This window comes from Streptomyces sp. CA-111067 (assembly GCF_050956065.1).
GTDB lineage: Bacteria > Actinomycetota > Actinomycetes > Streptomycetales > Streptomycetaceae > Actinacidiphila.
Genome location: NZ_CP192103.1, coordinates 6608082 through 6621133 on the forward strand (window position 1 = coordinate 6608082; position 13052 = coordinate 6621133).

Consider the following 13052-nt stretch of genomic DNA (forward strand, 5'->3'; position numbering starts at 1 on the left):
TCGGGGGTCACGCCGCCCTTCCGCGCCCGCGGTGCGGTCTGTCGGCGGGACGGTCGGTCGGTGGTGCGGTCCGGCCGGCGCGCGGTGGGCTGTCAGATCAGCCCGTGCCGAACGGCCCACACGGCGGCCTGCACGGCGCTCTGGACGCCGAGCCGGTCGCACAGCGCGCGCATGCGCCGACGGACGGTCCGTTCGGATACCTCCGTCCGACGCGCGATGGCGTCGACCGGCAACCCCTCGGCGAACAGCGCGACCGTAAGCAGCTCGTCCGGTCTGATCTGCCGGCCGGCCGCCACCCGCCCGGCCCGCCGGCAGATCCCGCCCGCACGACATTGCGCCCCCGTCCAGGTCGACGGGGGCGGGGAAGCCACGACACCAGGAGGGTCATCCATCACCGAATCCGTCCCTGGGTGGCCGACAACGTTGATGATTCGTTTCAATCAGGAAAATAGGGCGGCCCATGTGTGACCGTCAACCCCTCGTCACCGCTCCCGTTCGCAGCTGCGGCACGCGGCCGTTGGTGCGGCGGCACTCGGCCTGACTGCCCACCAACAGCCTTCATGGGTCGGCTGGGTGATCGGTAGGCGTCCGCCAGGCGGGGTTCACTGGGTCCATTGACCACCCCGCTCCCCGTTCGTACACTCCGAGTTTTGAATCGTTTCTACGAAGGGATGCACGTGTCTGCGAAGTCAGGGAACGAAACAAGCGCTTCCGAGCCCTCGCCCGAAGGTGGTGCCCACCCGGCCGCCGGCATCCCGCTCCCGGGACCGAGCCGGCGGACGCTGCTCGGCGCCGCCGCTGGGGCAACGGCCGCCTCGTTGCTCGCGACCGGCACCGCACAGGCTGTCGGCCGGCCCGGACCGACGGGCCCCGGGGCGGCCGTGCACACCCCAGCCGATCTGCACTTCGCCATCGCCGATCGCTACCGGCCTAAAGAGCTGATGTCCGCATTCCTCACCCTGGACGACGGCTTCCGGCATGGGGGCCCGGCCTACCAGGCGCTGCCGGCGGGCGTCGGTGCGCCGGCCGCCCGGGTACGCCGCGAAGGCGGCGTCCTGCGGCTGACCGCACCGGGGGGGCAGGGTCCTCACGGCACGCTGCTGCGCTCCGACACCGCGCAGGAGGCCCCGTACACCGCGGTCACGGTGCAGGCGGACGGCAGCGCGCTCCAGGCACGGGGGGCGTGGGTGGCGGCCGGACTGGTGAAGGACGCCGACAACCACCTGACCGCACGCTACGAACCGGAGACCGGCCGGATCACCCTGGGGGCGGTCACCGGCGGCGTCCGGAAGGTGCTTGCCTCCGGCACCACCCTCAGTGCCGGGATGGCGAGCGGTTTCGACAAGGCCACCGACGTGACTGCGGGACACACCGTGGGCCAGGGCTTCACCGCCGACGCGCCGTTTGTCTCGCTCGGCGTCTTCCTCGGCAACTACGGCATCAACACCTCCCAGGTGACGCTGACGCTGCTGCGCGGCGGCCCCGACGGCACGCAGGTGGCGCAGACCCGGGTGACGCTGTCGGTGGACAACTCCTGGTGGACCCTGCCGCTGGATGAAGCCGTCCCTGCGGGCACGTACATGCTGCAACTCAGCGACGCCGCAGGCAAACCGGCCTGGTGGGGAACCGACCGCGACGTCGTGCCCGGCGGCACGGCCTACGCCGACGGCGCGCCGGTGGCCGGGGACCGCATGCTCAAGGTGGCGCTGGTCGACCCGGCTACCGGGCCGTTCGAGGTGGGCTTCGCGATCACCAGCATGCTGGTCGCCGCCTATGTCCGGCCCCGCGGAGGCACCTGGCGCGAGGTGGTGAGCGCCGGCAACATCGACACGGTGGATCTGCGCGTCGTCGAGACAGCACGCGGCTGGAAGAACGGCTTCGGTGCGGGCGCCGCGGACGGCGAGGTCGCCCTCACGGGTGTGCAGGCCGGCTGGTACGGCCGCAGTTCGCTGCGCGACACGTGTCTGATCACCTACGCGGACGGAAGGCCGTACACCAGGCAAGGCCGGCTGTACCTGACCGCCACCAACGCCGGTCTGGGCTCTAACGCCGCGGGCCACATGGGCATCTTCAGCTTCGCCCCGTCCGACTTCGGCAGCCTGCAGGAGGTCGGCAAGATCTTCGGCTACCGCGGCCCGTACTGCGTCGGCGACTACGCGGGGAAGGTCGTGGTCCGCGACGACGGCGGTCTCGACGTCTTCACCAGCACCTGGTCGACCGGCGACCTCACCGACTGGCACGTCGACGTGATGGTGACGCGCGCCCCCGAGGCCCGCCTGCACGGCGTCAACGTGCTTCCGCCCGGGCGCAAGATCATCGACGGCCGGTACGACCCGAGTCCCGTCCTGCTCGACGGACGCTGGCGCGTTCCGGTGAGCGGGCTGTCCCTGTGGTCGTTCGACGATGACTTCGGCGACGCCCGCCTGGACGCGGTCGACGCCGCCACGTTCTACGAGGGGCCGCGGTGGCAGCGGATCGACGGTGAGTGGTACATCTTCGCCGGCGGCTTCAACGACATCCGGGTCTGGGACCGAAACCTGAAGACACTGGGACTCCTTGACGCGCAGCACCCGCAGGCTCCCGGCTACCGCCTGGTCAACCCGCCCCACCCGGTGGTGGTGCAGGTGCCGGTGGCGGGCGGCGGAAGCCAGTACCTGCTGCTGACCTTCAGCGGAGACCCGGACCCGGAGACCGGGGAGGTCGGGGAGTTCGTCGTGGAGACCCAGCGGTCTTGAGCATCGTGTGACCCAGTCGCCGACGGCCGGGTCGGGGACCGCGGCCGCGCTCACGCAGCGGCGGCTGCCTGGGGAAGAAGGCGGTCGCTCAACTCGCGTTCCGCACGTCCCTTCAGCCAGGCGTGCGTCCGCGCGTCGAACTCGGCCTGGTCGCGGTAGTCCTCCCGCGCCGTCCATTGCCCTCGGTGGACCCTGCGGTGATACACCACGTCCGGCAGCAGCTCGCCGGCCGCCCGTGAACACACCCCGATCAAGAATGCGTAGTCCTCGCCCTTGTGCAGGCCGCCATACCCAACGGCGCGGGCCAAGCGGGTGTCGGTCAGCAGCACGCAGTGGCCCATCGGCGGCTTACTGGCCTGCGCGTCCGGCCAGTACGGCCCGACATCACCGGCCGCATGCCGTCCCACCGGCGTCGGACACATCCAGGTCGTCAACTCCTGCGACTCCGGCACCCAGTCGGCCGACCGGCCCGCGACCCAGCTCAGGCCCGTGGTGACAGCGTGCTCGTTCCGCACCGCCAGCGACATGGGCGGGAGCCGGTCATCGTCGTCCGCGAACGCCACACGCGGAGCCCGCACATGAGTCAAGGCCGAGTTGCGGGCGTGCGCAGGACCCGGCTCGGCGTGCGCGACGACTGTGACCCGCCGGTCAGCGACGATCGCCGAAGAGATGAGGCTGGGGTCCGCTCGTGGCCCGTTCAGCGAGATGATCGCAGTTCGTAAGCTCCTGGGCTCGGATGCTGTCGTACAGCTCCTCGACGAAGTGCAGTCGCGTCGAGTGAAGAGCGGTGGGGGTAATCACGGCGACAACAGGCAGTTCGGTGTTCGGCACAATCTTCTCGGTGGAAGCAGCAACAGCGCGCCGACGGTGCTCCGTTCGGCGTCAACTTGTGAGAAATGAGACTCGTGGCCAGGCGCGCGTATCCGACAGGGCGTGGCTCAGGAGCGAGCCGCAAAGCGACACGACCTGCGGGGGACACGGAAGTGCCGGGATAGAGGACGAACGCATCGGGGTGCTGGGCGTGCACTGCCACACCCTCGACGCCCCCCTGCTGCTGTTCTGCCGTTCGCTGGCGAGCCTGCTGACGCTGATCGTGCTGGCCAAGGGCGCCCACAGCGACAGCTTCATCCGTATGCAGCGGACCCGGCCGATGGATCTGGCCGCCGAGATGGTCTCATCATCTGGGGGTTCCTGCCCCCGCGCACCCTGAAAACGCCGCAGCTCGGCGGTGATGGAGCCGGCGTACGGGATCGGGGGGACGCCTTCGACCACAGCCTGATCGACACCTGCCCGCCACCGTCCTGGACGCCATGGGGCACGACCTGCTGTGGGGCGTGACCGGCTCCGTGGCGATGGCGGGGTGCCGCAACGCCCGCCGGGCCGGCGGGGACCTGGCCGACCTGACCGCCAGCGTCGACCGTACTTTGGCGCAGACGTTCCCCGACCGGTACTGCACCGGCGTCTTCGCCCACATCCATCTGCCCACCGGGGAACTGACCTGGACCAACTGCGGTCACCCCGCCCCGCTGCTGATCCGTGACCAGCGCCTGATCGACGGTGCCCTGGACCGGCCCGTGCACCCCCCGCTGGGACTGGGGCATCTCAGCGGCCGGCCCCCGATCGTCCACCGCGAGCAGCTCCAGCCCGGCGCCCGCGTCCTGCTCCACACCGACGGCGTCACCGACGCCCGCGCCGCCAGCGGCGAGATGCTCGGCCTGGACCACTTCACCGACTTCCTCATCCGCGCCACCGCCGCCGGCGAGCCCGCCTACGAAGCGCTGCGCCGCCTCATCCACGCGGTCCTGGCCCACGACGACCACCAGCTCACCGACGACGCCACAATCCTGATGCTGGAATGGCAGCCCGGCCCCGAACACCCACCCGCCACCCCCGCGCTGTAACCGCAACCGGGACCCCCGGGCCGGTGACAGCGTGCGCACCGCCGCTCAAAGTGGCCTCCGCCCGGCTGCGGCCGGAGGTGGGCAGCGCGGCGGCACGCACGTCCCGTGCGGGTCCCGGGCCTGGAGCGGGCAGCCTTACCACAGCCCCGGGGGATCGGCTGCCTGTCTCGTGGGGGGCGGCGGGATCCGCGCGACCCGCGCCACCGCGGGGCAAGGCGCCGATCCGAAAGGGGGCCGCTTCACGCACCGCCCGGGGACGTCACCGCAGGTGGCGAATCCCGGTGCCGCAGATAACAGGGCGTTATCTGGGGAAAGACTTCCGACCGGCCCGGCGGCCAGGAACACGGCGCTGACCAGCATGGCGGAGTGGAAACTCCCCGGCTGACCTGGCTTACCGAGGCAAATGTAGGGTGATGACCTACACCGCCTACGGCCGTTCGGGCCGCGGATTGCCCTGCACGAATCTCTCTGAAAAGGTGCGAACGATTCACCCCGCGGACCACGCACTCCCGTCCGAACCGCGTACAGGACAACGATGCCCCCTCGCACTCCGCGAGGGGCGGTGCAGCGTTCAGAGCCATCCAACCACGCGCACCGTGCCGTTGCTTGTGATCAACGAGCGCACACACCCTCGGTTGGCCTTCCCGATCGCTCGTGGCCGTCGACAACTTCCGACAGCCTCCTCGCCGACAGCTGACTTGCCTAATGAACCGCCAGGGCGTGCCAGTGCGAAGGGGCGTAGGCCGAGGACGGGTGCCGCCGGCCGAGGAACACCTCAATGCCCCTGCTGGTGGTGCGCTGCAGGTACAGGTGGGCGCCGATGAGTGTGGGAACCGCGCCTCCGCCGGGTTTGGGCATCCGCAGGACCTCGGGCTGCCCGGCGGCATCGAGGTGCGGGTGCGGATCGGCCTGGTAGCGGCGGATCACCGCTTCGGTCCCGGGATCCATCGTCAGCCAGCGCATCTGGGCCGGTTCGGTCCAGCGCAGCACGATCCCCTCGGTCAGCCGCAGCCGCCCGGGATCCCCGTTCCACCGGCCCACGTACACCAGGATCCGCACAGCCCGGCCGTCGGTTCGGGCGCTCTCCACGACCGCGAAGGGGGACAGGCCGGGTAGGGCGAGCCCGGCTTCCTCCCGCAACTCCCGGGCGATCGTGTCGGCCAGCGGCTCCCCGGGGTCCCGGCCGCCGCCCGGCAGCGCCCAGCGGCCGGCCTGCCAGATCGGTTTGTGGGCATCGCGCAGGTGCAGCAGGATCTGGCCGTCGTCGTTGACGAGCAGCGCCGCGGCGTCGGTTGGGTCGGTTGAAGTTGCAGGCAAGGGCACCTCCAAGTCGAAGTAATGGAATCTGCCCGGGGCGCACGCGGCACGTTGGTGGTCTCGTCGATTGATCTTTGTGGCACCGGCCCGGCGGCCATCGCGGCTGTGCTCCCGGTGAAGCACCCGGCTGTGACGAGGGACCCTGTACTGCCTTTGGCAATGCTCGGCGGTCGGGTCGGGTGGCAGTATCGGAGGCGGTCAGGTAGGTGAGGACCGCGCTGGAGCCGGCCACCTGATTGCGGTGGCTCGCGCCAGGGGGCAGGGTTACCGGAGCGTCGAGTTCGGTGTTGCGCTGCTCCGGAGAGAAGCCCGGAGATTTGGGCCGGCGTACCAGCGGGATGCGCCCGGGGCTTATAGGAATCATCGGATCAGCTCCTGCGAGGCCAGTCGACGACCAGGCGGCTGTGGGACTTGTCGATGAGTAGACGCGGATCGGCGGCCGTCAATTGGTCGCGGGCGTCGCTGACGGCCATGCGGAAGGTGGGCTTGGCTGCCTGGTTGCCCCAGCCCGCCTCCCAGATGCGGATTTCGGCGGCGACCCGCTCGGCGAGTTCGGCGGTGCGCGATCCGTGGCCGATGACGCCGAGCTCCCAGAATTTGCCCTGCTCGTCGTCGCCTTCGCGGACGGTGAGGTAGGCCAGGCTGTCGCCGTCGAGGGCGGCCATGGCGCCCCAGCCGAAGTGCGGGGTGAAGCCGGGACGGCTCCCGGGCATGCGGGACAGCCCGTTGGGCAGCACGCACGCCAGGTACAGGTACAGCCATTCCAAAGGGTCGCCCTGGCGGAGTTTCACGCCGGAGTAGACCTTGGTCTGCGGCTGGTCCAGGATGGTGCGCATCCCGTCGCGGTCCACCTCCTGCTCGCTGAAGGTTTCCAGCCGGACGTCCCCGGCGCCGGTGTGCGGGATGAGGGTGTAGACGTCGTCGCAGACGCCTTTGCGCAGGGGGATGAACGTGCACATCTCGCAGGAGACGGTTTTCCAGGTGTCGCCGTCGCGCTCGAAGGCGAAGCTGCGGCTGATGCTGCCGCGGATCCGCATCGGGATGACCAGGCGTCCGCCGGGGGCGAGCTGGTCGAGGATCTTCACCGGGATGTCGCCGGCGCCGACGGTGAACTGGATGCGGTCGAACGGGGCGTGGCCGGGCAGGCCGGCGGCGCCGTCACCGAGCACGGCCTCCACGTTCGCGGCCCCGGCCAGGGTGAGGTTCTTCGCGGCGCGGTCGACGAGGTCCTGGTCGACGTCCAGCGTCCAGACATGGCCGCCGGGGGCCACGAGCCGGCCCAGGAGGGCGGCGTTGTAGCCGGTGGCGGCCCCGGCTTCCAGGACGGTGTGCCCGGGTTCGGCGCCGAGCTGCTCCAACTGGGTGGCGACGATGGAGGGCGCGGAGATGCAGGAGATCATCTCGCCCGCCTGGTCGTGCTTGATGGGCACGGCGTCCTCGGCGTATGCCGCCGCCAGGTCGACACCGGGCAGGAACAGGTGGCGTTCGGTGTCCCGGAACGCGGCGGTGACGGCCGGGGTGCGCAGGTGCCAGCCGTCAACGAGGCGGTTCACCAGCGCTTCGCGCAGCGCGGCGGGATCGGTCTCGGCGGTCAGGGCGGTCTCCATTGCAGTGAGGGTAGGGGGCGCGGGAGCCGCCCACCGGGCGGACGCGACGGCTGACTCCCTTTGAGCGAAAGCGACTCGACGTTCCAACCAGGCGGCCGGGCCTGCTGGTCGGCGGGTACCGCAGCGCGGCTGAGAGCGAAGACGGCGTGTTGAGCGAGGATGGCGCGCAATCCGCGGGTCAGAGGTCTCGGCGAGATGGCAGAGTACGGTCCCATCGTTTACGTGGACCTGTGAGGAGTGGGCTGTGGCGCCGGAGTCTGGAAAGCTGGTCCGGGATCGTATTCCGCAGATCATCCGCGCGAGCGGCTTGGAGCCTTCGGTGTATCGCGCTGGTTCGGCGGAGTACAGCCGGCGTCTGCGAGCCAAGCTGGTCGAGGAAGTGGACGAAGTCCTGGCTGCCGACAGCGAGTCGTTGCTCGACGAGCTGGCCGACGTCTTTGAGGTGCTGTGCGCCCTTGCGTCCGAGGCTGGCGTGGACGAGGCGGGTCTATGGGCCGCAGCTGCTGCCAAGGCGGAGAAGCGCGGCGGATTCAGCGAGCGGTGGGTCTGGACGGGCAACAGCGAGCCCGCTGCCGCAGGCGGGTGACTGCTGCGTGCGGCTGCCGGTACAGCAGGCGGACGTGGACAGGGGACGTTCATTGGGCTGCCCGCACGTCGATGGCCGCTTCGCGGAGCCTGATCGCAGCGTGTGAGAGCAGTCCCGAGCGGAGGTAGACGCGGGCGACTCCGGCTGCGCGAAGCCTGTCGATCAGCCCGTCGAAATGGTCAGCGTCCTCTCGGCAGACCGAGACATCGAGCTGGACTTCGCCGGCGGCCGGTACGGCTTGGTGGACATCGCCGATGACCGGACAGTCTTGTGGCACGGCTATTCGCTGGAGGCTCGAAGGCGGGGGGACGTTGTCGTAGAGATTCTGGGCGGCGACGCCCGTACTGCTGGTGCGGTGGAACTTCAGGCCGTAGGCGTTTCCCTGGTTGACGCCGAGGAGCTGTTGGAGCCCGGGCGCTGAGGCTTCGGTCCAGCGCTGGGTCGCGGCGATCATCCAGTCCTCGACGTGGCCGCGGTGGGCGTCGGGTTCGTAGAGCCAGGTGCACGGCTGGTCCTGGACCGCCCCGGATACGTGCGTCCATCGGACGCCTCGCGTTGGCTCCCACGTTCCGGTGATGCTGATGGGCTGTTGTGCGGCGCTCATCTCCCACACGCCCGAGACCAGCTCGGCGACGACCGTGTCGGGGTAGACGGCGAGCTGGCCGCAGAAGGCGAGTTCCGAGTACGCCTGGACGAGGATGCCGAGACCGGGGCCCAGTTGGGCCGCCCACTGGCAGACCTGCTGCGCGGTGGCGTCGACGATGCGCGGCAGGTTGAGGGCCGCGGTGGTGGCGCTGGCCCTGGCCACGTAGCGGTCCCCGTCGCCCAGGTCCCGGTGGATGGCTGCGGGGTCGAGGTCCGCGGGCGCGTCGTAGGCGGCGGTCACGGTGCGGTCCAGACCGAGCCTCCTGAGTGCGGCTGTCGCTTCGGCCTTGCCCATCATGCGGCTGGCTCGATCGACGCGGTCACGGGACGGACCTGGAGGAGGAACACCTGTCCGGCGACCGTGGCCCATTCCAGGTCGAGCGGGAACGGGAAGATCTCCGCGAGGCGGCGGACGAGGCGGTCCAGGTACAGGGCGAGCAGGACGGGCGGCACGGTGGTCAGTTCACCGTGCAGGCTGAACGACTCCCGGGTGCTGTTCATCGTGAAAGCAGGGGCGGCGCCGTCGGTGACCGCTGCCGCCGCCGGGCTGCCTTCGGTCAGCAGACTCCCGTCGGGCCGGCTGAACGTGACGCCCATCAGCTCGGCGTGCAGCTGCTGCTGCACGATCACGCAGCCGCCGCCGGCCCGTTCCTGGGAGGTGCTGACGCGCTGGAGGGCGTCGAGGACGTCCGCCAGGTGCGGCCGGACATCCCGGACGGTCAGGAAGCGTCCCGCGGCCGAGACCTCGGCGCCGTCTTCGGCGGTGGCCGAGGAACGGACGATCACGGCCGGAGGGCGCGTCGCGGTCAGCCAGTGCGCGAGTGCGGGGCGGTGCTGGTCGAGGGCTGCGGGGCCGGCGGCGCTGTCCAGGCACAGTCCCTGGGGGACGGGCACGCCGTGCAGGGCGGCCTGGGACAGGCGTGCCGCCTTGGGGCCCCAGCGGGCGGATGACAGTTCGCGGGCGAGGAGCTCAGCGATCACGTGGGGTCCTGTCGGATCGGTCGAGGGCTACAGGTAGCGGTGGAGGTTCTGGCCGGCGGCGAGGGTACGGCGCATGTTGTCCGTGCCGGGGAAAATGGGGCCGTCCCATTCGTCAGGGCGTTCGTCGTGTGCGGCCATGAGGCGCCGGAAGTACTGGCTCTTGGCCCCGGTGGCCACGGCGACGGCCCCGCCGTGGCTGGCACTGTGGGTGTAGAGGTAGGGGTCGCCGTTGCCGAGCTCCACGGTGGTGCGGGCGGAATGCAGGTAGGACGTGCTCGCCGTGGTGGTGAAGTCGCTGCGCAGCTGCGCGACGAAGCGGTCGGTGGGCCCGAGGGGGACGACCTGGGTGTGGGCGTGGTCGGCGCACGCTCCGCCCTTCTCGCGGAAGTTCTTCGCGCCGTGCTCGAAGATGTGGGCCTCCCGGCCGAACTCGGCTTCGGCCCATGCGGTCACTCCGGCGAGCAGGTGGGTGAACTCCTCGTCCAGGGAGGGGTCCAGGAAGCCCATCGAGAGGATGTGCGGGCGGGGGATGACCAGGGTGTAGCCGGGGACGATGGCCCCGGCGCCGGGGATGACGACGAAGTTCGGTCCGTCGTGCAGCAGGTAGGACAGGCCGATGCTCTCGCCGAGCAGGTCCCAGAGCAGGTTGAGCTCTTTGTCCCCTGCCATTTCGGCGCAGGAGATGCAGATGTCCCGGTGATCGGGGATGGTCGCGGTCACGTGCGGTTCCCTTCGGTCGGAGGGTGGTCAGCGGCCGGGTGCGCCGGCGCGCCGGCCGGTGGGGACGGCAGGCGCAGGAGGAGGGACAGGGCGGAGTGGTCGCTGAGTCCGGTCAGGCGCGGGGTGTGGAGGTAGGCGCAGGCGGTGAGGTGGCGCCGGTGGGCGGAGGTGAGGAAGGCGTGGTCGAAGCGGTAGCCGGTGCCGGCCCGGCCGAACCAGCTGTGGTCGTGGTCGGTGCCGGGGGTGTGGTGCGCGAGGTAGGCGTCGGTGAGGCCGGCCGCGGCGAAGGAGTCGTAGAAGCCGTACTCCCAGGGGCCGAAGACCTTGTGGTGCGGGCGGTGGCCGCGGTCGACGACGTTCAGGTCACCGGCCACCACGACCGGGCCCCGGTGCTGGGCGACCAGGGCCGGGAGCGCGCGGGATACTGCTTCCTGGACGGCGCGCTTGTCGACGTTCCTGCGGGCCGGCCGGCCCCGGGAGGGGACATACAGCCCTGAGAGGACAACGGGCACGGTGCCGATGGTGAGCTGGGCTACCGGAGTGCGGTGGGGGAAGACCTGAGTGAGCGAGCCCAGGCAGGTCAGCCCGGAGTGCCGGGAGGCCAGCACGGTGCGGTAGTCCCCGCCCCCGGGCGACGGGTCGACCACCTGGTAGCCGGCGGCGCCCAGCGCGTCGCACAGGGCCGTACCGCCGGGACCGTGCCCGACCTCGGTCAGGACGAGAAGGTCCGCGGTGGGCTCCTGCGCCAGCCACGCGACCTGGTCGGCGGATCTGGACACGCTGGCGTGCTGCACATTCCACGTGACCACACCCACCTCGCTCGCGGGCGCCAGCCGGGCGTGGCCGGCCGGCTGCTGCCCGACGGCCGGAGCGGGTGCAACCTGGCGGGCCGGGGACGTCTGGGTCACGAGGCGGGTTCCTCCGCCCTCACCTGCGGACGGCGGCCCACAGTGCGGGGCGGCTGCGTCAACTCGCCGCGCCGACAGCGCAGTCGTGTGGGTGCGGGGCCGCCGGGTGTGGCAGGGTCGTGCGGGTGCCTGTTCTGGAATACGCGGCGGTGCGTGACACCCGCGACCTTGTGACCGCCCATGACCTCCCTGGCCTGGCCTCGGCCCGCCCCGAGGAGCAGGCCGCGGCGTTCGCGGCCACCGTGCTGCGCAACCCGACGGTGCGCGGCGTGCTGGAGCGCCTGGCCCCGCTTGACCTGCCGCCCTGGTATCTGACGGCCGGATCGCTCTTCCAGAGCGTGTGGAACGTCGCCGCCGGCGAAAGCGACCTCAACGCCGGCATCCGCGACCACGACCTGTTCTTCTTCGACGACCAGGACCTCAGCTACGAGGCCGAGGACGTCGTGATCAAGCGGTGCCTGCACGCCTGCGAGGGCATCGACGCCATCGTCGAACCGCGCAACGAAGCCCGGGTCCACCTGTGGTACGAGGGCAAGTTCGGCAAGGCGATCGCGCCGTACACGAGCCTGGAGCATGCGGTGTCCTCCTTCGCCGCGACGTGCTGCTGCGTCGCGGTGAGCCTGAGCGCCGACGGCGCGCTGAGCGTGCACTCCACCCACGGGTTCGCCGATCTGTTCGCCGGGATCCTGCGCCCGAACCCGCTGACGGTGGCCCCGAAGTCGGTGTACGAGGACAAGGCGCAGCGGTGGCTGGGCGTGTGGCCTCACCTGACGAAGCTTCCGTGGCCGGCCGGGCCGCAGGACGGCGTCACTGGGTGATCCCGCCCAGGGTCAGGGTGAACGCCGAGTGGTCGCTGAGCCCGGAGGTCCGCGCGCGGTGGTCGTAGCCGCAGGCGGCGAGCTGTCCGCGGCCGGCCAGCGATGGTGAGGCGAAGCCGTGGTCCAGGCGCTGTCCTCCCTTGGGGCCCAGCCAGGTGACGTCGGTGCCGTCGGGCTGCAGCGCGCGGTAGGCGTCGAACAGGCCGAGGCCCTCCAGGGCGCGGTAGAAGGCGTAGTCGTGTTCCTCGAACAGGTCGCACGGTGGGATGTGGCCGGGCTCCAGGACGTTGAAGTCGCCGGTGAGCAGGAGCGGGATGTCCGGCTCGTCGCGGATCCTGGTCTCCAGGGCGCGCAGGACCTCGGACTGGAAGGCGGCACGGTTGCGGCTGCTGTCGGCGCTCATGCCGTTGGTCAGGGAGTACAGGGCGATCACGTCGACGTCGCCGAGGTGGGTGTCCAGCCGCACTCCGGACAGCCTCGGTGTGGTGAAGGCGAGGGCGAGCGGCCGGGCCCGGTAGCCCTTGGTGGCGATCAGGTTGACGTACTTGTCGTCGGGCCCGTGCGGGGGGCGGGCGATCTGGTAGCCGTTGCTGTCGAGGTCCTTGGCGATGTGGGCGGCCGCCTCCCCGGTCTTGACCTCGGTCAGGACCAGCACGTTGGCCTGGCGGTCGTACAGCCAGGCCAGTTGCCGCCGCGCGCGCTCCAGGGAGGGGCTTTGGATGTTCCAGGCCAGCAGGCGCAGTTCGCGGGTCGCCAGGTCGTCGGTGACGGTGTCGGCGTCGCCGAACAGGAAGCTCTGGACGGGATTGCTCATGGGGTTCGGGTCCTTGCCGG

The 13052-nt window shown here is 70.8% G+C and carries 14 protein-coding genes; 5 read left to right on the forward strand and 9 right to left on the reverse strand.

Annotated elements, in window-relative coordinates; all coding sequences use genetic code 11:
* Positions 1 to 92: 92 nt before the first annotated feature.
* Positions 93 to 440, reverse strand: a complete 348-nt coding sequence (locus ACQPW6_RS29305) for a response regulator transcription factor (protein ID WP_433892697.1) — start codon at positions 438 to 440, stop codon at positions 93 to 95.
* Positions 441 to 881: 441 nt separating this feature from the next.
* Between ACQPW6_RS29305 and ACQPW6_RS29310 the strand changes: the two genes are divergently transcribed.
* The gene (locus ACQPW6_RS29310; protein ID WP_433892698.1) at positions 882 to 2735 is read left to right on the forward strand and encodes a hypothetical protein; all 1854 of its coding nucleotides are present in this window, start codon (positions 882 to 884) and stop codon (positions 2733 to 2735) included.
* Positions 2736 to 2785: 50 nt separating this feature from the next.
* On the opposite strand, the gene ACQPW6_RS29315 is transcribed toward ACQPW6_RS29310, so the two are convergent.
* Entirely contained in the window at positions 2786 to 3445 is a 660-nt protein-coding gene (locus ACQPW6_RS29315) for a glycosyltransferase (protein ID WP_433894700.1), read from the reverse strand.
* A gap of 311 nt (positions 3446 to 3756) precedes the next feature.
* Between ACQPW6_RS29315 and ACQPW6_RS29320 the strand changes: the two genes are divergently transcribed.
* A complete protein-coding gene (locus ACQPW6_RS29320) occupies positions 3757 to 3945 on the forward strand; it encodes a hypothetical protein (protein WP_433892699.1) in 189 nt (62 codons plus the stop codon).
* A 76-nt stretch (positions 3946 to 4021) separates the two neighbouring features.
* The gene (locus ACQPW6_RS29325) at positions 4022 to 4636 is read left to right on the forward strand and encodes a PP2C family protein-serine/threonine phosphatase (RefSeq protein WP_433894701.1); all 615 of its coding nucleotides are present in this window, start codon (positions 4022 to 4024) and stop codon (positions 4634 to 4636) included.
* 702 nt (positions 4637 to 5338) lie between these two features.
* Here ACQPW6_RS29325 and ACQPW6_RS29330 read toward each other — a convergent pair.
* Positions 5339 to 5953 (reverse strand): NUDIX domain-containing protein, encoded by a 615-nt coding sequence (locus ACQPW6_RS29330; RefSeq protein ID WP_433892700.1) that lies wholly within the window; start codon positions 5951 to 5953, stop codon positions 5339 to 5341.
* A gap of 368 nt (positions 5954 to 6321) precedes the next feature.
* Positions 6322 to 7560 carry a methyltransferase, FxLD system gene (gene fxlM, locus ACQPW6_RS29335; RefSeq protein ID WP_433892701.1) on the reverse strand — a complete coding sequence of 413 codons (1239 nt, stop codon included), beginning with the start codon at positions 7558 to 7560 and terminating at the stop codon, positions 6322 to 6324.
* Between the two features lie 244 nt (positions 7561 to 7804).
* On the opposite strand from fxlM, the gene ACQPW6_RS29340 reads away from it, so the two are divergent.
* Positions 7805 to 8146: a nucleoside triphosphate pyrophosphohydrolase gene (locus ACQPW6_RS29340; RefSeq protein WP_433892702.1), complete on the forward strand. Its 342-nt coding sequence runs from the start codon at positions 7805 to 7807 to the stop codon at positions 8144 to 8146.
* A gap of 49 nt (positions 8147 to 8195) precedes the next feature.
* Here ACQPW6_RS29340 and ACQPW6_RS29345 read toward each other — a convergent pair whose 3' ends face one another.
* The 4 genes from ACQPW6_RS29345 to ACQPW6_RS29360 are packed head-to-tail and all read right to left on the reverse strand — an operon-like array spanning position 8196 to position 11400.
* Positions 8196 to 9032, reverse strand: coding sequence for a hypothetical protein (locus ACQPW6_RS29345; protein ID WP_433892703.1), 837 nt, complete (start codon positions 9030 to 9032; stop codon positions 8196 to 8198).
* Positions 9033 to 9085: 53 nt separating this feature from the next.
* A complete protein-coding gene (locus tag ACQPW6_RS29350; RefSeq protein WP_433892704.1) occupies positions 9086 to 9772 on the reverse strand; it encodes a hypothetical protein in 687 nt (228 codons plus the stop codon).
* A gap of 27 nt (positions 9773 to 9799) precedes the next feature.
* On the reverse strand, positions 9800 to 10492 hold the full coding sequence (locus ACQPW6_RS29355; RefSeq protein WP_433892705.1) for a hypothetical protein: 693 nt from the start codon (positions 10490 to 10492) through the stop codon (positions 9800 to 9802).
* On the reverse strand, positions 10489 to 11400 hold the full coding sequence (locus ACQPW6_RS29360; RefSeq protein ID WP_433892706.1) for an endonuclease/exonuclease/phosphatase family protein: 912 nt from the start codon (positions 11398 to 11400) through the stop codon (positions 10489 to 10491). Before ACQPW6_RS29360 ends, ACQPW6_RS29355 begins: the two co-directional genes overlap by 4 nt.
* 125 nt (positions 11401 to 11525) lie before the next feature.
* Here ACQPW6_RS29360 and ACQPW6_RS29365 point away from each other — a divergent pair, with 125 nt between their 5' ends.
* Positions 11526 to 12218: a nucleotidyltransferase family protein gene (locus tag ACQPW6_RS29365; RefSeq protein ID WP_433892707.1), complete on the forward strand. Its 693-nt coding sequence runs from the start codon at positions 11526 to 11528 to the stop codon at positions 12216 to 12218.
* Here ACQPW6_RS29365 and ACQPW6_RS29370 read toward each other — a convergent pair.
* The gene (locus ACQPW6_RS29370; RefSeq protein ID WP_433892708.1) at positions 12208 to 13032 is read right to left on the reverse strand and encodes an endonuclease/exonuclease/phosphatase family protein; all 825 of its coding nucleotides are present in this window, start codon (positions 13030 to 13032) and stop codon (positions 12208 to 12210) included. The two genes, ACQPW6_RS29365 and ACQPW6_RS29370, sit on opposite strands and share 11 nt — an antisense overlap.
* Positions 13033 to 13052 lie beyond the last annotated feature (20 nt).

Coding starts and splice junctions, on each gene's coding strand:
- fxlM (WP_433892701.1), bottom strand. CDS start 7,560: ATGGAGACCGCCCTGACCGCCGAGACCGATCCCGCCGCGCTGCGCGAA.
- ACQPW6_RS29370 (WP_433892708.1), bottom strand. CDS start 13,032: ATGAGCAATCCCGTCCAGAGCTTCCTGTTCGGCGACGCCGACACCGTC.